Annotated in this window: 15 protein-coding genes and 1 tRNA gene; 10 read left to right on the top strand and 6 right to left on the bottom strand. The window is 68.5% G+C overall.

Translation table 11 applies throughout. The features are described from left to right. Positions 1–78 precede the first annotated feature (78 nt). The 4 genes from dnaG (at position 79) to K8625_RS05145 (ending at position 4,724) form a co-directional block, all read left to right on the top strand. Positions 79–1,890, top strand: coding sequence for a DNA primase (dnaG, locus tag K8625_RS05160; protein WP_223781994.1), 1,812 nt, complete (start codon positions 79–81; stop codon positions 1,888–1,890). A gap of 92 nt (positions 1,891–1,982) precedes the next feature. Then, positions 1,983–4,109 (top strand): RNA polymerase sigma factor RpoD, encoded by a 2,127-nt coding sequence (rpoD, locus tag K8625_RS05155; protein WP_141325686.1) that lies wholly within the window; start codon positions 1,983–1,985, stop codon positions 4,107–4,109. A gap of 91 nt (positions 4,110–4,200) precedes the next feature. After that, on the top strand, positions 4,201–4,575 hold the full coding sequence (locus K8625_RS05150) for an MGMT family protein (protein WP_223781993.1): 375 nt from the start codon (positions 4,201–4,203) through the stop codon (positions 4,573–4,575). A 76-nt stretch (positions 4,576–4,651) separates the two neighbouring features. Next, positions 4,652–4,724, top strand: a tRNA-Ile gene (locus K8625_RS05145). Between the two features lie 29 nt (positions 4,725–4,753). On the opposite strand, the gene K8625_RS05140 is transcribed toward K8625_RS05145, so the two are convergent. Further along, positions 4,754–5,242, bottom strand: coding sequence for an Lrp/AsnC family transcriptional regulator (locus K8625_RS05140; protein WP_223781992.1), 489 nt, complete (start codon positions 5,240–5,242; stop codon positions 4,754–4,756). Positions 5,243–5,306: 64 nt separating this feature from the next. Here K8625_RS05140 and K8625_RS05135 point away from each other — a divergent pair, with 64 nt between their 5' ends. Further along, positions 5,307–7,406: a M3 family metallopeptidase gene (locus K8625_RS05135; protein WP_223781991.1), complete on the top strand. Its 2,100-nt coding sequence runs from the start codon at positions 5,307–5,309 to the stop codon at positions 7,404–7,406. 95 nt (positions 7,407–7,501) lie between these two features. Here the strand turns inward: K8625_RS05135 and K8625_RS05130 are convergent, their stop codons facing one another. Together K8625_RS05130 and K8625_RS05125 are read right to left on the bottom strand one after the other, a co-directional pair. Continuing rightward, positions 7,502–8,098, bottom strand: coding sequence for a hypothetical protein (locus tag K8625_RS05130; RefSeq protein WP_223781990.1), 597 nt, complete (start codon positions 8,096–8,098; stop codon positions 7,502–7,504). A 368-nt stretch (positions 8,099–8,466) separates the two neighbouring features. Beyond that, positions 8,467–8,673, bottom strand: coding sequence for a hypothetical protein (locus tag K8625_RS05125; protein WP_223781989.1), 207 nt, complete (start codon positions 8,671–8,673; stop codon positions 8,467–8,469). A 206-nt stretch (positions 8,674–8,879) separates the two neighbouring features. Between K8625_RS05125 and K8625_RS05120 the strand changes: the two genes are divergently transcribed. Both K8625_RS05120 and sigJ read left to right on the top strand, forming a co-directional pair. Continuing rightward, complete coding sequence (locus tag K8625_RS05120; RefSeq protein ID WP_223781988.1) at positions 8,880–9,917, top strand: hypothetical protein; 1,038 nt, start codon at positions 8,880–8,882, stop codon at positions 9,915–9,917. 110 nt (positions 9,918–10,027) lie between these two features. After that, a complete protein-coding gene (gene sigJ, locus K8625_RS05115; protein WP_223781987.1) occupies positions 10,028–10,924 on the top strand; it encodes an RNA polymerase sigma factor SigJ in 897 nt (298 codons plus the stop codon). Here the strand turns inward: sigJ and K8625_RS05110 are convergent. After that, a complete protein-coding gene (locus K8625_RS05110) occupies positions 10,912–11,397 on the bottom strand; it encodes a carboxymuconolactone decarboxylase family protein (protein ID WP_223781986.1) in 486 nt (161 codons plus the stop codon). The genes sigJ and K8625_RS05110 overlap by 13 nt on opposite strands. 303 nt (positions 11,398–11,700) lie before the next feature. On the opposite strand from K8625_RS05110, the gene K8625_RS05105 reads away from it, so the two are divergent. Both K8625_RS05105 and K8625_RS05100 read left to right on the top strand, forming a co-directional pair. Further along, the gene (locus K8625_RS05105; RefSeq protein ID WP_223781985.1) at positions 11,701–12,060 is read left to right on the top strand and encodes a hypothetical protein; all 360 of its coding nucleotides are present in this window, start codon (positions 11,701–11,703) and stop codon (positions 12,058–12,060) included. A gap of 263 nt (positions 12,061–12,323) precedes the next feature. Beyond that, positions 12,324–13,595 carry a hypothetical protein gene (locus K8625_RS05100; RefSeq protein ID WP_223781984.1) on the top strand — a complete coding sequence of 424 codons (1,272 nt, stop codon included), beginning with the start codon at positions 12,324–12,326 and terminating at the stop codon, positions 13,593–13,595. Positions 13,596–13,617: 22 nt separating this feature from the next. On the opposite strand, the gene K8625_RS05095 is transcribed toward K8625_RS05100, so the two are convergent. Both K8625_RS05095 and K8625_RS05090 read right to left on the bottom strand, forming a co-directional pair. After that, positions 13,618–14,244: a DUF2306 domain-containing protein gene (locus K8625_RS05095; RefSeq protein ID WP_223781983.1), complete on the bottom strand. Its 627-nt coding sequence runs from the start codon at positions 14,242–14,244 to the stop codon at positions 13,618–13,620. Positions 14,245–14,330: 86 nt separating this feature from the next. Continuing rightward, positions 14,331–15,473: a hypothetical protein gene (locus K8625_RS05090; RefSeq protein WP_223781982.1), complete on the bottom strand. Its 1,143-nt coding sequence runs from the start codon at positions 15,471–15,473 to the stop codon at positions 14,331–14,333. Between the two features lie 444 nt (positions 15,474–15,917). On the opposite strand from K8625_RS05090, the gene K8625_RS05085 reads away from it, so the two are divergent. Then, complete coding sequence (locus K8625_RS05085; protein ID WP_223745435.1) at positions 15,918–17,609, top strand: hypothetical protein; 1,692 nt, start codon at positions 15,918–15,920, stop codon at positions 17,607–17,609. Positions 17,610–17,691: the final 82 nt, after the last annotated feature.

Genomic DNA, 17,691 nt, shown 5'->3' with positions numbered 1-17,691 from the left:
CCGGACGGGCGACGTCAGGCCCGGCTGGCAGGATGCCGGCGGTGCGCCCGCCCTGACGCGGGCCCATGGGTGGGCGACATGATCCCGGAGCACAAGATCCAGGAAATCCTCGAGCGGGTGGACCTGGTGGGCCTCATCTCCCGGCACGTGGAGCTGAAGAAGGCGGGCCGGGAGTGGAAGGGGCGCTGTCCCTTCCACCAGGAGAAGACACCTTCGTTCTACGTGGTGCCGGAGAAGCGCTTCTATTTCTGCCATGGCTGCCGGGCCAGCGGCGACGCGGTCTCCTTCGTCCAGCGCTACCTGGGCAAGACGTTCCTGGACGCCGTGCGGGACCTGGCGCGCGAGCTGGGCATCGACCTGGAGGCGCAGCAGGACCCCGGGCTGCGGGAGCGGCAGCAGATCAAGGAGGCCACGGACCTGGCCGCCGAGCACTTCCGCTCGCTGTTGTGGCACCAGGAGGAAGGCCGCTCCGCGCGGGCCTACATCGCCAGCCGCGGGGTGTCGGATGAAACCGCGCAGGCCTTCGGGCTGGGCTGGGCGCCCCACGCGTGGAGCCTGCTCGCGGAGCGCTGCCAGAAGTCGGGCATGCTGGAGTGGGCCATGAAGGCCGGGCTCGTGCTCAAGCGCAACACGGGGGATGGCTGCTTCGACTTCTTCCGCAGCCGGCTGATGGTGCCCATCCGCGCGCCGGAGGGCAGGCCCATCGCCTTCGGTGGCCGGCTGGTGGGCGCCGACGAGGGCCCCAAGTACCTCAACTCGCGCGAGTCGCGGCTCTACAACAAGAGCGAGACGCTGTTCGGCATGGACCTGGCGCGCGACGAGCTGCGCAAGCGCAAGGCCGCCATCCTCGTCGAGGGCTACTTCGACTGCATCGGCCTGCACCAGGTGGGGGTACGCCACGCCGTGGCGCTGTGCTCCACCAACCTCACCGCCGGCCACATGCAGCTGCTCAAGCGGGCCGAGGCGCGGGAGCTGGTGCTGCTGCTCGACGGAGACTCCGCGGGGCTCGCGGCCGTGGAGCGGCTCGCGGGCCCCCTGCTCGCCGCGGGAGCGACCGCTCGTGTGGCGCTGCTTCCGCAAGGGGATGATCCAGACACCTTCGCGCGTCGTGTGGGGCAGGACGGTGTGGAGTCGCTCATCGACGGGGCGCAATCCCTCACCACGTACCTGTTCGCCACCCTGCTCCCCCAGGGAAAGGCGGCGACGTTCGAGGAGAAGATGACGGCTCTGGAGCGACTCAAGCCCGTGGCGGCGCAGGTGCCGGTGGGGCTGGTGCGCTCCTCGCTCTTCGCCGCCCTGGCCGAGCACTTCGGCTGGCGCGCCCCGGACGTGGAGGCCGCCCTGCGCAGCAAGGTCCCCACGCCCAAGCCCGCCTCCTCCCACCCGGGTGCCCCCGACGCCGCGCCTGCCCGCCCGCTCCCCGAGAAGCCGCCTCCGCCCATGGAGGCGCTCTACGTGGCGGCCGTGCTGAGGGAGCCCCGGCTGCTCGGCCGCGACCTCTTCCGCGTGTGTGACGAGCTGTCGCACACCGGCCTTCGAATGACGCTCATGCACGCCACCTCCGGGCGGGGCTCCAACGACGCCCTCTATGAGGCCTCCGAGGGCGTGAAGCGGGCCATCGAGACCTCCTGGCGCCAGCTCCCCTCGGAAGGACAGGAGCTGGAGCAGGCGTTCTCCACCATCTGCCAGGAGATCATGGTGCGGCGCATCAACGAGCGTCTTGCTTATATAACCCGTGCGACGGAGCAGACGCTGGGCGCGTTCGACCTCACGGAGGAGACGCGCCAGCTCCAGGCGGAGCGGGTGGAACTGCTGGCGCTCAAGAAGCGTGTCCTGGAGGAGCTCAAGCCGGCCTCCGCGGGAACAAAGGCGCCCATGCAACCGGTTTGAGTTCGCGTTTGTAAGAAACCCTGACTTTGCGGTAGATCGGCCGGCTCGCCCCAGGCCTCAAGCCCCTGAATTTCTTAAGGAGAAGTACCCGAATGCCGACGCAGAAGCCCTCGAAGGCGTCCGTGAAGCCCACCAAGAAGAAGGTGGATCCGGTGATCCGCAAGAAGAAGGCTCCGGACAGTCCCGCGGCGAAGGGCGCTGGGGTGAAGGCGGGCGAGGAGGAGAAGGAAGTCCTCGAGGCGAAGGAGGCCCCCGCCGAGGCCGTCGTCGAGAAGAAGAAGAAGAAGGGCGTCGCCGCCGTCTCGGAGGACGTGGACCCCGAGGAGGCCGCCGAGGAGGCCGCCGCCGCCGTCGAGGTGGACCCGGACGCCGTCGAGGACGACGTCGAGGAGGACCCCGTCGCCGAGCGCAAGGAGGTCAAGGACCTGCTCGCCCAGGGCCGCGAGAAGGGCTTCCTCACCTACGACGAGGTGAATGACGCGCTGCCCGCCGACATCGTGTCGTCCGATCAGATCGACGACGTGATGAGCATGTTCGGCGACAACGACATCGAGATCGTCGACGCGCAGAAGGCCGCGCAGAACAACGAGATCAAGCCCACCGTCACCGTCGAGGAGGAGAAGGAAGACGTCGACGAGGACGAGAAGGACGAGGACGACGAGCCGGGCGGCAAGTCGAACGACCCGGTGCGCCTGTACCTGCGCAAGATGGGCAGCGTCAGCCTGCTCACGCGCGAGGGCGAGGTGGAGATCGCCAAGCGCATCGAGGAGGGCGAGAAGGAGGTCCTGCGCGCCCTGCTCGCCTGCAAGGTCGCCGTCGAGGAGATCCTCGACATCGGCAACAAGCTGAAGACGGCCAAGCTGCGCGTGCGCGACGTCATCAAGGACGCTCCCGAGGAGGCCCAGTCCGAGGGTGCCGAGGAGGCTCCCGAGGAGGTCGGCGAGGGTGACGCCCCGGCGCAGCTGGCGCAGAGCGAGCTCAACAAGATCGAGCAGATCTGCAAGCAGATCGAGCGCTTCCGCAAGTTCGCCAAGGACTGCGACGTCCTCGAGGAGGAGCTCGCCTCGAAGAAGAAGCTGACCGAGGTGCGCAAGAAGGAGCTCAAGCAGGAGATGAAGGACCTCCGGACCAAGATGATGGAGGTCCTGGAGGAGATGCGGCTGAACAAGAAGCAGGTCGACCGCATCGTCCTGAATCTCAAGTCGCTCATCGAGCGCGTCGAGAAGGCCGAGGACGAGCTGCGCGACCTGGAGCGCCGCTACGGCATCTCCATGAAGGAGCTTCGCCCGCAGCTGAAGGAGTCGCGGGAGAACCCCAACATCGGCAAGAAGCTGCAGAAGCAGCTCAACCTCACGCCCGAGCAGCTCGAGGTGCTGGACCGCGACGTGCGCACCGCGGTGCGGAAGATCAAGAAGGTCGAGGAGGAGGCCAACCTCCCCGTGGATGCGCTGCGCCGCAACTACGACGCCATCCGCCTGGGCGAGAAGCGCGCCGAGCGCGCCAAGAGCGAGCTGGTGGAGGCCAACCTGCGCCTCGTCGTCTCCATCGCGAAGAAGTACACGAACCGCGGCCTGCAGTTCCTGGACCTCATCCAGGAGGGCAACATCGGCCTGATGAAGGCCGTGGACAAGTTCGAGTACAAGCGCGGCTACAAGTTCTCGACCTACGCCACCTGGTGGATTCGTCAGGCCATCACCCGCGCCATCGCGGACCAGGCCCGCACCATCCGCATCCCGGTGCACATGATCGAGACCATCAACAAGCTCATCCGCACCAGCCGCTACCTGGTGCAGGAGATTGGCCGCGAGCCGACGCCGGAGGAGATCGCGGAGAAGATGGAGCTGCCGCTCGACAAGGTCCGCAAGGTCCTCAAGATCGCCAAGGAGCCCATCTCCCTGGAGACGCCGATTGGCGAGGAGGAGGATAGCCACCTGGGCGACTTCATCGAGGACAAGAGCCTGGTGTCGCCCGCGGACGCGGTCATCAACATGAACCTGGCGGAGCAGACCCGCAAGGTGCTCGCCACGCTGACGCCGCGCGAGGAGAAGGTGCTGCGCATGCGCTTCGGTATCGGCGAGAAGAGCGACCACACGCTCGAGGAGGTCGGCCAGGACTTCGAGGTGACGCGCGAGCGCATCCGTCAGATTGAAGCCAAGGCGCTGCGCAAGCTGCGCCACCCGAGCCGCTCCAAGCGCCTGCGCTCCTTCGTGGAGAGCTGACGCGGACGACAGGCCCCAAGGCCTGAAGCAAGAAGGCCCCCGCTCCCATTCGTGGACCGGGGGCCTTCGTGTTTCTAGAGTCCCGCGCGGCATGGCGCTCTTGAGACCAAGGACGAAGACGCGGGTGAAGCAGGCGGAGACAACGCCGAAGCGTGCGCCCTTCACGGAGGCGGTGTGGCGCACGGTGCGCTCGATTCCGCGCGGAGAGGTCCGCACCTACTCCCAGGTGGCGCTCTATGCGGGGCGGCCGGGCGCGGCGCGCGGCGTGGGGCGGGAGATGGCGATGCTGCCCACGGGGAAGGAAGTGCCCTGGTGGCGGGTGACGCGCGCCGGAGGGGTGCTCGCGCCCATGGTGGCCCAGGAGCAGGCGAAGCGGCTGCGCGCCGAGGGCGTCGTGGTGGAGCAGCGAGGGCAGACGTTCCGCGTCAAACGGGCCGAGGACGCGGCGCCCAAGGCCAGACGCTGACACGGGGCCGGGTGGTGCTTGCCAGACCTGTGTGCGCGGAGTTATGCCCAGGCCCACGCGGGTTGCACACGCATGAGGGCCCTTAGCTCAGCGGTTAGAGCTGTCGGCTCATAACCGATTGGTCCCTGGTTCGAATCCAGGAGGGCCCACTCCCCTCACCTTCCGCGCGGCAGAGACGTCAGCGCGGTGGAATGCCGTCGCCATGCGCGTGGTCCACTGGCAGCCCCAGGCGCGTGTATGAGAACACCAGCGACGTCTCGATGCGGCTCACCTCCGGCCGGCTCGTGAAGGACAGGATGGTCAACCGTCTCAGGTGGTCGGTGTCCCGGCACACCACGTGGACGAGGAAGTCCGTGGTGCCGCCGAGGCAGTAGACGGCCACCGTCTCCGGCAGCGAGCGCAGGTGGTCTCCGATGTTGCCGAAGGCCTCGCCGACATGGAGGCGGAGCTGGACGGCGATGAGCGCCTGCAGGCCGAGCCCCAGCGCGTTGGCGTCCAGGTCCGCCTGATACCCCTTGATGACGCCTTCCTCCTCCAGCTTCCGCACCCGCGTGAGGCACGACGAGGGCGCGAGCCCCACCTGCGCCGCCAGCTCCTTGTTGGACAGCCGAGCATTGTTCTGGAGGGCGGTCAGAATCGCGCGATCGATTCGGTCGAGCTGGGGCATCGAGGTCTCCCGGACGAATTCCATTCGATGGAGGGACGACAATCCGCACTCATATTCTGTCTTCATGCCCAAGAACAGAATCGGTGTGCTCGTCTTCCTCGTGGCGGGCCTGGCCTCCGCCGCGACTCCCGCCAACCCGTTGCTGGAGCCCTGGACGGGCCCCCATGGCGGAGTGCCCCCCTTCGACCGGGTGAAGGTCGAGCAGTTCGAGCCGGCGTTCGAGGTCGCGATGGAGGAGAACCGGCGCGAGCTCGCCGCCATCCTCCGCACGAAGGAGGCGCCGACCTTCGAGAACACCATCGCCGCGCTGGAGGACGCGGGGCGGACGTTCACCCGCGTCTACGAGGTCTACAGCGCCTGGTCCAAGGTGATGAACACGCCCGACTTCCAGCAGGTCGAGCGCACCCTGGCGCCCAGACTGGCGGCCTTCTGGGACGAGCAGTCGCAAGACCTCGCCCTCTTCCGGCGCGTCCAGGCCGTCCACGACTCGCCCGAGATGGCGCGGCTGACGCCCGAGCAGCGGCGCCTCGTCCAATACTACTACCGGGACTTCGCCCGCTCCGGCGCGAAGCTCGAGGCTCCAGGCCGCAAGCGCATCGCCGAACTCAACCAGCGCTTCGCCGCCCTCTACACCTCCTTCCGTCAAAACGTGCTCGCCGACGAGGCGAACGCGGTGGTCATCGACGACGAGGCGCTCCTCGCGGGACTGCCGGAGTCCCTGCGCAAGGCCGGGGCCACCGAAGCCGCGGCACGCGGCCTGAAGGGCCGGTGGGTGGTGTCCAATACCCGCTCGGCCGTGGCGGACTTCCTCACGTACCTGGACGACAGGGCGCTGAGGGAGAAGGTGTGGCGCAACTACGACAGCCGGGGTGACCACGGCGACGCGCACGACAACAACGCCATCGTCCGCGAAATCCTCACCCTGCGCGCCGAGCAGGCCCGGCTGCTGGGCTTCCCGACCTACGCGCACCGGCAGCTCCAGGGGACCATGGTGGCCACACCCGAGCGCGCCATGAAGCTGCTGATGGACACGTGGGCTCCATCCGTCGCGCAGGTGCGCGCGGACGTCACCGCGATGCGAGCGCTGGCGCGGCGCTCCGGCGTGACGGAGGACCTGGCTCCGTGGGACTACCGCTACTTCGCGGAGAAGGTGCGCAAGGCGAAGTACGACTTCGACGACACCGAGGTGAAGCCCTACCTCCAGTTGGAGAAGCTGCGGGAGGGCATGTTCTGGGTGGCCGGCGAGCTGTTCGGCTACACCTTCGCGCCCGCGGCCCACGTGCCCGTCTACCACCCCGACGTGCGAGTCTTCGAGGTGAAGGAGCGCGCCAGCGGGCGTCACGTGGGGCTCCTGTACTTCGACCCCTATGCACGCCAGGGCAAGTACAACGGCGGACAGACGGACCCGTACCGTGTCCAGGAGCGGTTCCGGGGAGAAGTCACCCCCATCGTGACGAACAACCTGCCCTTCGTGAAGCCAGGGCCTGGCGAGGCGGCCCTGGTCGGCTGGCGCGACGCCCAGACGCTCTTCCACGAGTTCGGCCACGCGCTGCACGTGCTGAACTCCAACGTGTCCCATCCCTCGCTGAGCGGCGGCCGCGTGGTGCGCGACTACGGGGAGTTTTCGGGCAAATTGCTGGAGCGCTGGGTGGCGACGCCCGAGGTGCTGGGACGCTTCGCGGTACACCACGAGACAGGCAAGCCGATGCCGCCGGCCCTGCTGGCGAAAATCCAGAAGGCCGCCACGTTCAATCAGGGATTCTACCTGGTGGACTTCCTCACCTCCGCGCTGGTGGAGATGAAGCTGCACCTGGCGAAGGAACAGCCCCTGGACCCGGACGCGTTCGAGCGCGACACGCTCCGGCAGCTCGGGGCCCCGGCGGAGGTCGGCATGCGCTTCCGGATGCCGCACTTCACGCATGTCTTCGAGGGCGACTCGTACGCCGCCGGCTACTACATGTACCTCTGGGCGGACGTGCTGGCCGCCGACGCGTTCGCGGCCTTCAGACAGGCGCGGCGGCTGCACGACCCCAAGGTGGCGGCGCGGCTGCGGCAGCACGTGTTCTCCGTGGGCAACACCGTGGACCCGTTCGAGAGCTACCGCGCGTTCCGCGGCCGGGACGCCACCAGCGAGGCCCTCCTGCGCGAGCGCGGCATCCGCTGACACCCGGCGCCTCGCGCCCACCTGCCCGGAAACAATCGCGGCAGGCCCTCTTCCAGGAGGGCCCGCCGCCATCCACGTGAAACGCAGGGGCCGGACTACCCGCCGTTCAGCCCCACCACCTGCACCGGCGTGACGCGCCGGACGGTGAAGCCATCTCCCAGTCGGCCGCCATCACCACTGCCCCAGGCCCACACCGTCTCATCGGAGCGCAGCGCCAGCGAGTGCAGGCGGCTCGCCGACACCGACACCACGCCCGTCAACCCCGACACCTTCACCGGGCTGCGGCTGTCGTTCATGGACCCATTCCCCAGCTGGCCGTCGTAGCCGCTGCCCCACGCCCAGACGGTGCCATCCGAGAGCACCGCCAACGAGTGCGCGTAGCCCGCCGACACCGACACCACGCCGCTCAGCCCCGGCACGCGCACCGGCGTGTGGCGGTCCACCGTGGTGCCGTCTCCCAACTGGCCATTGGAGTTGTCACCCCAGGCCCAGACACCGCCGCTCGCATGCACCGCCAAGGTGTGGTTGTCCCCGGCTGAGAGACGGGCATGGACCTGCAAGCCCTGCCGCGCGACGTTCAAAGGCTCCTGGGCTCCTGCCTCGGCAGGGGCCTGCCCACACGCCACCGCCAGAATCAATCCAAGCCAGGCCACCGACAGCCGGCCGGCCCACCTGTTCGCACCGTCTCGCATCCGCCAACCCTGTCTTTGTTTCACGACACGTTGAACTGAATCGCCCAGGGCACCCACGGATTTTTGGAAATGGATTCGGCCCGAGCGGAGCCTCGTGGGCCCTGTCACCACTGGAGAACGCAGGCCGCGGAAATGTCGCGCGCGCACTCCGCGAAAGCCCATCGACCGCGCCTTCATCAACCTGCGTGAGGCGCATCTGGAGTCGTCATGGGCGGCTCCGGGCGAAAGGCGATGGCCGCCGCATCGCCACCACCAGGTGTCACAGGTTCGCCCCCACCCACGAACAACAGCATCAAGGCCATGAGACCCAAGAGGCCTGCTCACGTTGTCATGGATGGGGCCATTCCGCGTGGCGGAGAGGCGGCGCCTCAGGGACCTGGGGGACAGAGCAGGTCGACCGACTTGATGCGCATCGCGCCATCCACGTTCGGGTCCTCGGTCTGGTCTCCGATGGCGAGGGTGCCATTCGACGTGAAGTTGATCCGCGTGAGCTTCGCGACACCGTCAACCACCGGGAACGCCGCGGACTGCGTTTCGTCCGCCCACCCGATGGCCGCGCCGTCCAGGTAGGCCATCTTCGACCGCTCCACGGCGGTGCCGAACGGGGGAGTATTCCAGCGGCCGGTCATCGAGCCGACGCCCCCGCCGCAGCCGTTGTGACACGGAACGCTACTCAGCCTGTGACACGCGACGCTACTCACCGAGAAGTCAATCAACACCCATTGTGAATACGACCTGGGACAGTCAGGCTGCATGTGCAACTCATTGACGGAGGTCACACATGTCCCCCTCGCAGTCGGGCCTGATTCGTTGCACGTCGAGGCTTTCATTGCTCGGGTTCCTCGCGACCCTGAGCGTCGTCACCTGGAGCACTCCCGCCCAGGCGCGCACGCCCGGCGGTCTCATCGGCGTCGGATATCAAGGCCACATCGGCCCACCGGAGTGGGTGGAGCGGAGCTGCAAGTACACGGCGGTCCACTTCCCCTGTCACTGCCCACCCCCTACCGTCGCCAACTTCGACACCGCGAAGGGCTGCTCCAACGAGAGCCAGGAGTGGGCCAATCGGGACGCCTTGAACTCCTGCATCAGTCTCTGCGCGAAGGCTGCCAAGGATACTCCGGGCGCCGGCGGCGGCGTCAACGGCGGCGTCCTGGGACGCCCGGGGAGCTCGACGAGGGGCGGCATCTCGATTGACGGCGCGGGCACCGTGGCGGCCCTGGGGGCGGAGGGCTTCGTGGCGTTCATCCCCTTCCGCACGGAGCCCCTCTTCGGCACGAAGAAGGAGCAGCTGGCCGACGCGGTCGCGGAAGCCACGCGCGTCCCCTGGGTGTTCCTCGATGGCATGGGCGAGTCCATCTCGTGGGAAGACCCGCACGGCTCGGCGGCCTTCGTCCAGGCCTACTGGAACGAGCACGGCGCGCCCCGCCCCATCGGCCACTGCAAGCACTCCCTCCAGGTCTCCTGTCCGCTCGAGAGCGTGAAGCTCGGTGACAGCCTCCAGGTCTGCTCGGGGGAGAGCGAGGAGGACGCCAAGACCATCGCCGAGACGAGCTGCGCGCCCCTGCGCTACGACGCGCTGAGCCGCACCTGGAAGGCGTGGGGCCTGTTCGGCATCCCCGACGAGGGGCCGTATCGCGTGCCGACCGCCACCGTCCTCGCCGTGGGTCCCCAGAAGTTCCTCGGCTTCATGCCCGCCAGCCTGGAGGCCGTGGGCCCCTACGAGGACTGGAACAAGCTGGCGGAGGAGCTGCTGGAGCGCACGGAGGGCACCACCGTGTGGCTCGCCGGCCCGGTGAAGTACTACTCTCCCCAGGAGTAGCGGCCCACCTCGGCCCGCCTCGCGGCTCCTGCGCGAGGCGGGCCCCCACACGGTGCGGCGCGGCCTGTCACGGGGTAGGAGACTCGTACGTCCTACGCTCCAGGATGACCATGACCACGCCCCCTCCCCCGCCGACCGTCGAAGACCTGCAGCGCCACCGCCCGCGGCTGCTGGGGCTCGCCTACCGGATGCTCGGTGAGCTGGCCCCCGCGGAGGACGTGGTGCAGGACGCCTTCCTGCGCTGGCACCAGGAGGGCTCGCGGGACATCCAGAGCGCGGAGGCATGGTTGGTCACGGTGGTGAGCCGGCTCGCGATCGACCGGCTGCGCCGCGCCGCCACCGAGCGCGCCGCCTACGACGGCCCCTGGCTTCCAGAACCCGTGCTGACCGAGGTGACCACTCCGGAACAGACCGCGGAGCGCGCCTCGGACCTGTCGGTCGCGCTGCTGGTGTTGCTCGAGTCGCTGAAACCCGAGGAGCGCGTGGCCTTCCTGCTGCGCGAGGTCTTCGGCGAGGAGTATGAGACGCTGGCGCGGGTGCTGGGGCGCAACGAGCCGGCGGTGCGGCAGCTGGTCCACCGGGCACGCGAGCGGGTGCGGGAGGGCCGTCCGCGCTTCCCGTCCCCACCCGGGGTGAAGGAGCAGCTCCTGCAGCGCTTCCTCTCCGCGCTCGGCACGGGAGACCAAGCGGCGCTGGTCTCGATGCTCGCTCCAGGCGTGACGTTCACCAGTGATGGAGGCGGCAAGGCGTACGCGGCGCGCAAGCGCATCGACGGCGCCGACCGCATCATCCGGATGTTGCTCGGGCTGCGGCAGAAGCTGAGCGGCACGATGGAGCACCGCATCGTGTCGCTCAACGGGCAGCCCGCCGCGCTCACCTTCCGCGACGGGCTGCTCTTCCACGCCACGATGCTCGACGTGGATGGCGAGTACATCCGCGCCATCTACCGGGTGCTCAACCCCGACAAGCTCCAGCGGCTGGAGCGCGACGCCATTCACCTCGCGTGAGTCACGGCCCCGGGTGGTGTGCGCAAGGGCACGGCGATGCGGTTGAGCGCGTTGATGAGCGCCACCTGTGCGACCAGCGCCGCGAGTGAGGCTTCATCGAACGCCGCCCGCGCCGCGTCCCACACCGCGTCCGGTACGCCCTCGGGACCCAATCGGGTCGCAGCCTCGGTGTAGGCGAGCGCGGCCCGCTCCGCGTCGGTGAAGAGCAAGGACTCGCGCCAGACGACGACCTGGTGGAGGCGCTCGTCGGATTCCCCCAGGTGGCGCGCTTCACGCACATGCATGTCCACGCACAGGACGCAGCCGTTGTGCTGTGAGGCGCGAATCTTCACCAACTCACGGATGCTCGGAGCCAACGGGCCCTCGCGGAGCGCCGCATCCACGGCGAGGAAGGCGCGGTAGGGCGCGGGGGCAAGCCGGGCGATGTCCAAACGGGGACGCGGGTGTGACGTGTCGTTTCGAGGTGTCTGCATCGGATGGTCTCCTGATGGGTTCGCCCCAAGAGACGCGCGACCCCATTCGCCCGTGACAGCCCGCCGAACCGACGCTTCCTTCCCCCAAGGCGCCCACGCCCCCTGCCCCGCCCCGGCCCAAACGGTTGCCTGCGGCAACCACTTACACCAACCAACCCCAGCCTCGGCACGCCACCCAGATTGATTGCCTCAGGCAACCACTCTCACACCCACCCTTGCCAGCCCATTGAATCCATGCTTTTCTTGATATGCCTGCATCAGTGGCGGGCGCAAGCAGCACACCCTCACCTGAAAGGAAGAGCCATGTCTGTCATGGGACTGCGTCGTCTTGCCCTGTGGGCAGGACTGGTGTTGATGGCCGCATGTGGAGGCCCCCTCCCCGAGGACGTGGACTCCTCCGAGTGGGTCTCCCAAGAGGAGATGTCCCAGGAGGAGCTCTCCCAGGAGGACCCGGACCTGGAGAGCGCGCTTTACGAGAACGCTCAGGCGACCTGCCCCTACCAGGGTGGCGAGGCGTGCAGTTGGAAGCCCATCTGCGCTGCCTATTGCTGTGATGGCTCGCGGCACCGCCGGTATCTCGCGTGTGGCGAGTGCACCGCCTTCTCCCTCAACGTGTGCGCCTCGCGAGGCGGGCTCTGGCGCATGGAGTGGCACGAGATCTGACCACCTCCGCCATGGTCACGGTCTCACCCGCCATCGCGCATTGATTACCCAGCGGAAGCATGGGGTCGCGATGGGATGTCGCGTCCCCTCGGGGGTGGCTCGCGCCAGCGGGCCATCCGCCCGCGCACGCACCTGGAGTCGCCACCCTGGGAAGAAGTTTTCCCATCCCCCTCGGGCATGCGCATTGCTGCGTATCCGGCGACGGCGGCGAAAGTCCGGGAGGATGGATGCACGGCGGATGGCGATGGGCAACGGCAGTGGGCATGGCGGTGTTCCTCGGCGCATGCGGTGAATCAGCGGACCTCGACTCACCCGACGGCCCCGGTCCCTGGCCGATGGACGCGGTGAAGGACTACGCGACGGCGTTCGGCATCGGCGCGGGGGTGCGGAGCATCGGCGTCGACGAGGGCCACAACATCTGGCTGCTGAAGGGCGACGAGATTGGCGTGCTGCGTCCCGGCGACACGGCGCCCACATGGACGCGCGGAGTGGGACAGGCGGAGGGAGGCTTCGGGCGGGATAAAAAGGCGCTCGGCTCCACCGTCATCTGCGGGGGTGAGGCGGGGCGTGCCTACGTGGGCTACCACACGTACGAATTACAGCCGGAGATACCGGACAAGCCCCACGCCTACATCCCCGCTCCTGGGGAGCCGCACTACACCGAGGCGCGCTTCGCGGAGTACCAGAAGGGCGACCTGGACGCGGTGCGCGTGGAGTCCGACGGCACGGTGGTGCTGGAGGAGCACCTGTGGCGCAGCGCGGGTGTGTCGGGTGGCCAGCAGCAGCTCGGCATCCGCAACACCAACGACTTCCACTACGACGAGGACCGCTCGGTGCTCGCCTGCCAGCGGGTGATGCGCGGCAGGGACCGGGGTGATGTCTACATCGGCACCAACCACGGCGTGACGTTGATTCGAGACCTCACGTACAACAGCCACCGCCACGCGGCCTGGTATCTCGAGACGCCTCGCGCGGACGGCAGCGTGTCCCAGTCGCTCCAGGCGGGGTTCAACTGGGGGCTCGGCATCGGACCTGGCGGAGAGGTGCTGGTGGCCAACGACTGGCTGGTGGGCATCCTGCAGCCGAACGGCGTGCTCGCGGACTTCGACCGGGAGCTCACCTGGGAGGGGCCGGTGCCCTGGAGCTACAAGGGGCACAACGCGCAGCTCAACAGCCTGGAGGCCTTCGACCACTGGCGCGCCATCGCTCGCACGAAGGCGGGGACGACCTGGGTGGGCAGCCGCGACTTCGGCCTGTGGCGCATGGAGCAGACGGACCGCTCCAGCGCGAACTACACGCGCATCACCACCCTGCCCTCCTCCAACGTGACGGCGCTCGCGGCCACGGATGGGGGCATCGTCTACGTGGGCACGCAGGACCAGGGCCTGTGGCGAATCGAGGAGGATGGGGCGACGCTCACGCGCGTGGAGACCGTGAACGGGCGACAGGTGCTCCAGCTCGTCTACGACCCCACCGTGGCACCGGCCATGCTCTATGCGCTGACCGACCAGGGGCTGACCGTGCTGCGGGAGTAGCACGCCCGGGTCGAGCCACGCGTCACGAAGCCACGAGTTCGCGCGTCGCGGGCTGCCTGCGTGACATGAGGTAGGCCACGCCGAGGTTGGGGACCCAGCAGAGCCACGCGACGATTCGGTAGGCCGTGACGAAATCGCCCAGCGCGTGGACCAGCACGGGCATCCACAACCTCAGCGTGACCGCCGCGAAGCAGGCCGCGAAGCTGTAGGTCATCATGAGCCGGTGCTCCTCGACCCGCCGGTTCCTGATGAGCCACCAGGCAACGGCCGTCGTCGCCAGCCAGATGACGCCCAGGCTGACGAAGCCCGCCGCGGCGACAATGCCTCCCGTGGCGAAGAAGCCGATGTACACGCCCGCGAGCCCGCTCAGGAAGACGGCCCCGACGTAGACCTTCCCGAGGACCCGGTGTGTCCTCGGAGACCTGAGCCGCAGCCTCGCGACGAACTGCGTCCAGCCGACCGCCAGCGCGAGCCCGCCCATCCCGATGTGGATGTAGAAGGCCGCGTTCCACACGACGTCCATCAGCAACGCCTCGTCCTTCGAGCCGCGAATCCCGAAGCTCGAACCCGCGAGGAAGTAGCTGACGGGGTACAGCCCCACCGCCACGCAGAGGAAGCCGAAGAGGAACCAGCGTGCCTTGCGTGTCATCGTGGAGACCCAGGGTTCGACGTGGAGCGGCGCCGCGCGAGAATCCATCGCCCCCGGTTACGGACCGCACCCCGCTCCATTGCATTTCACTCCTGAGCAGGGGGCGCACGCAGCTCCATCCGCAGCGGCTGCTTGCCCGCCCACTCACCTCGCAGCAGGTTCTTCCCCACCTCCAACCGCAGGCTCGCCGCCGGGTTGCCCTCCGCATCCCGCTCCTGCAGCTCCAGCTTCCCGCCCTCCACCCGGCCGTCCAGCTCGATGGGCTTGCGGTGCTTCTCGTAGAAGTACACGCCGGAGACCGAGTCGTCCCTGTGCCGCTCCAACATCATGACGATGGGCAGCTTGCCGATCCGCCCCCGCAGCACCTGGCCGAAGACGTCGCCGGACACCCCCTGCCCCTCTCCCAACAGCGCCCTCTTGCCGTAGGCCGTCAGATGGGGACGCAGCGAGGCATACGGCAGCGCCAGGGTGACGCTGTCGACGTCGTCGAGCGCACGTGAGGCGTGGTTGCTGCAACGCTCCGCGGTCATCCGCGCTTCCGTCCCGGTGAACTCCCAGCGCTCATGGAACGTGCTCCGGGTGCGCTCCTCCTCCGCGTTCGCCTCGACGCCCTCCAGGCACTCGCGATTGAACGCGAGGCGCTCCTCCAGGTCCTCCACCGTGCCGCTCGCGGGCGCCTTCTTGTTCGACGCCTTCAGCTCCCGCTCATGCTTCGCAATCTGCTCCCGGTAGAGCCGCAGCTTCTCCTTGTTCATGCGCAGGACCAGCGCGCGCACGCCAGCGGGGGTGAACAACTCCCGCGGAGTCAACTGACGCCCCGTCCGCACATCGAAGCCATAGGCCACGCTGTACGTCTCGCAGTAGGCCCCGCAGCCCTCGATGTCGAAGTGTATCGTGAGCAGGCGCCCATCGTTCCGCGTCACAGTGAAGCCCTGCTCGGAGAGCCCCGACAGGTCCAGCCCGTCGGCCGGCAGCCGCGCCTCCACCTTCGTGGGCGTCAACGCCTTGAACCGACCGATGAACAAAGCGTCGTTGATGTTGGCGGCCACCTCCGGCTTCTCGTGCGTGACGAACGCCATCTGGAGGTCCCCCACCGGGAAGACACTCTCCGCCCCCGGCTTGGGGATGACCGTGAGCGAGCGCACCTCCACCCCCTCCGCCCAGGCCCTCCCGGTGAGCAGCACGGCCAGGACGGGGAACAGCAGGAGACCCACGGGAAGACGCTTCATCGGGAGACCTCGGACAGGACGACCACGCCGGCATCCTGCCTCAAGGCCCCGCCGGAGCGCATCCCAAGGAGCGCGCCTCGAGTCATCAAAGGATGTTCACGACCTTGGCCGGGGTGTATCAGACCACCAATCCCAGACACATCGTGTCGACACGGGACGTGCGACACGCCTTGATTCACTCCACTTCGGGCGCCGCCTCATCCAAGGACTCGCGAGAATCACGGGCCGGCTGAACCCGTAGCCGATACGCACCTTCGCGGGTCCGCGCGGGAAATGCCCGCTGTGCAAGTCGCCGGCCAGGGTGGCCTCGAACCCGGGCTTGGCGCGCCCTGCGGCCAGAGTCCCCTTCGTGGCGCAAACACTCCCGAGCCCTGGGACAACGGCGCCCTGAGCCACCCCGTGGACGGGCACACTCCTCGGTTCTCCCCATCCCGAGGTCCTTCCGTGACACGCACCTATCGCACCCTAGGGCTCCTTCTCTCGACGTTGTGTCTCGCATCGCTGGCGGGTTGCGACGAGGACACACCCTCCCCGCCCGACGCGGGCCAGGACGCGGGCCTCGATTCGGGCTCCGACTCGGGACACGACGCGGGTCCCTCCGAGGACCCCGACGCGGGGCCGGACGCGGGCGGCGACGCGGGCCCCTATGTCTGGGATGGCACCTACGTCCCGCTCGAGGAGACGGGCGACATCGAAGACAAGGGCCTGCTGGCCACCTGCAAGTACGACCCGAGGACCGTCCCCGCCACCATCTGCAACGAGTTGGACCGCGCCGACCTCTTCGACTTGTCGCCATGTGACCTGACGACGCTGGGCGCGCTCCCCCAGGCGGGCATCTACCAGGCCGAGCTGCGGGGTGAGCGACTGCTGGCGGACGGCGGCACCCGCATCGTCCCGGCCGGGACCGGCTTCCACCTGAAGGACGATGGCGGGACGAGCACCCTGTATGACAACCCCCTGCTCAAGCTCGACATGGAGGGAGACCGCTTCGTCCTGCAGGGCCAGCAGGCCCGGACCCAGACCGTCATCAACCTGACGGGCTGCGAGACGAAGGCGCCCAACATCCTCACCGGCTGCTTCGCGTATTGCTCCCGCGGCAGGTTCTCCTTCGGCGGCACCTTCGAGGCCCACCGCGTGGCGCTGCAGGACGCCGAGCCCGAGTCCTCGGGCGGGCTCGAGCTGTTGTCCGAGCGCGCGGTCCCCACGGGCCACGCCGTGGACGTCCACGTCGCCAAGGGCCACGCCTACGTCGTCTCCACCTCCTTCCGGCAGGAGCAGGGAGGACTCGCCGTGTTCGACGTGAGCAACCCGCGAAGCCCCGTGCAGACCGCCGCCATCAGCCTGCCCGGGGACAACTTCTGGAACAGCGTGTGGGCCAAGGGCGACGCGCTCTACATCGCGAGCAGCGCCTCGGGCTTCATCGTCTACGACATCTCCCGGCCCGCCGAGCCGCTCTTCGTGCGCAGCGTGGCCACCGGTGGCTCAGGAGGCGCGCACACGGTGCTGGTCGAGGGCAACTTCCTCTACGCCATGGACCCCATCTCCGGGACCTTCATCTACGAGCTGACCGACCCCTTCGACCCGGTGCTGCGCGCCGTCATCCCGGGAGGCCCCCATGACGCGTTCGTCTACGAGGGGCGGCTCTACCTGAGCGACTCCTTCGACGGCTACGCCATCCACGACCTCTCCAACCTGGAGGACATCCGCGAGCTGGGCCGCTTCACCCGTCCGGACGGCTTCTCGCACCACAACGCGGTGGGCACCTTCGGCGGGAAGACCATCGCCTTCGAGGGCGGCGAGTTCAACGCCTCCCACGTGCGCGCGCTCGACGTCAGCGACCCCGCGAACATCGCGAAGATCGGCACCTACAAGCTGCGGCGGGTGACCTCCATGCACAACCTCATCCTGCGCGGCAACCTGCTGTACATCGCCTGGTACCACGAGGGCCTGCGCGTGGTGGACGTCTCCAATCCCACCCAGATGCGCGAGGTGGCGCACCACCATGTCTTCCGGGAGGCGGACCCGCGCCGGGCCGACAGCATCTTCGAGGGACTCTTCGGCGTGCGCCTGCCGGGCGACGGCTACGTCTACACCGCCGAGTCCTCGCGCGGGCTGATGATCTTCAACGAGCTGTGAGCCTTGCTGGCCCCCGGGGTGAGCCCGGGGGCCGGAGGCGAGGCGCGCCGATATCCCAGACATCGGCGGCCGCGACGGACGG

Source organism: Myxococcus sp. AS-1-15, assembly GCF_020037055.1.
Taxonomy (GTDB): Bacteria; Myxococcota; Myxococcia; order Myxococcales; family Myxococcaceae; genus Myxococcus; species Myxococcus fulvus.
The sequence above is the reverse complement of the archived record's forward strand: the minus strand, read 5'-3'. Positions and strand labels throughout refer to the sequence as shown.

What these genes read in the sequence shown, in the direction of transcription:
- sigJ (WP_223781987.1), top strand. Translation starts at nt 10,028, where the DNA reads ATGACCACGCCCCCTCCCCCGCCGACCGTCGAAGACCTGCAGCGCCAC.
- K8625_RS05135 (WP_223781991.1), top strand. Translation starts at nt 5,307, where the DNA reads ATGCCCAAGAACAGAATCGGTGTGCTCGTCTTCCTCGTGGCGGGCCTG.
- K8625_RS05090 (WP_223781982.1), bottom strand. Translation starts at nt 15,473, where the DNA reads ATGAAGCGTCTTCCCGTGGGTCTCCTGCTGTTCCCCGTCCTGGCCGTG.
- K8625_RS05130 (WP_223781990.1), bottom strand. Translation starts at nt 8,098, where the DNA reads ATGCGAGACGGTGCGAACAGGTGGGCCGGCCGGCTGTCGGTGGCCTGG.
- K8625_RS05105 (WP_223781985.1), top strand. Translation starts at nt 11,701, where the DNA reads ATGTCTGTCATGGGACTGCGTCGTCTTGCCCTGTGGGCAGGACTGGTG.
- K8625_RS05150 (WP_223781993.1), top strand. Translation starts at nt 4,201, where the DNA reads ATGGCGCTCTTGAGACCAAGGACGAAGACGCGGGTGAAGCAGGCGGAG.
- K8625_RS05125 (WP_223781989.1), bottom strand. Translation starts at nt 8,673, where the DNA reads ATGGCCTACCTGGACGGCGCGGCCATCGGGTGGGCGGACGAAACGCAG.
- K8625_RS05110 (WP_223781986.1), bottom strand. Translation starts at nt 11,397, where the DNA reads ATGCAGACACCTCGAAACGACACGTCACACCCGCGTCCCCGTTTGGAC.
- K8625_RS05120 (WP_223781988.1), top strand. Translation starts at nt 8,880, where the DNA reads ATGTCCCCCTCGCAGTCGGGCCTGATTCGTTGCACGTCGAGGCTTTCA.
- K8625_RS05095 (WP_223781983.1), bottom strand. Translation starts at nt 14,244, where the DNA reads ATGACACGCAAGGCACGCTGGTTCCTCTTCGGCTTCCTCTGCGTGGCG.
- rpoD (WP_141325686.1), top strand. Translation starts at nt 1,983, where the DNA reads ATGCCGACGCAGAAGCCCTCGAAGGCGTCCGTGAAGCCCACCAAGAAG.
- dnaG (WP_223781994.1), top strand. Translation starts at nt 79, where the DNA reads ATGATCCCGGAGCACAAGATCCAGGAAATCCTCGAGCGGGTGGACCTG.
- K8625_RS05140 (WP_223781992.1), bottom strand. Translation starts at nt 5,242, where the DNA reads ATGCCCCAGCTCGACCGAATCGATCGCGCGATTCTGACCGCCCTCCAG.
- K8625_RS05100 (WP_223781984.1), top strand. Translation starts at nt 12,324, where the DNA reads ATGGCGGTGTTCCTCGGCGCATGCGGTGAATCAGCGGACCTCGACTCA.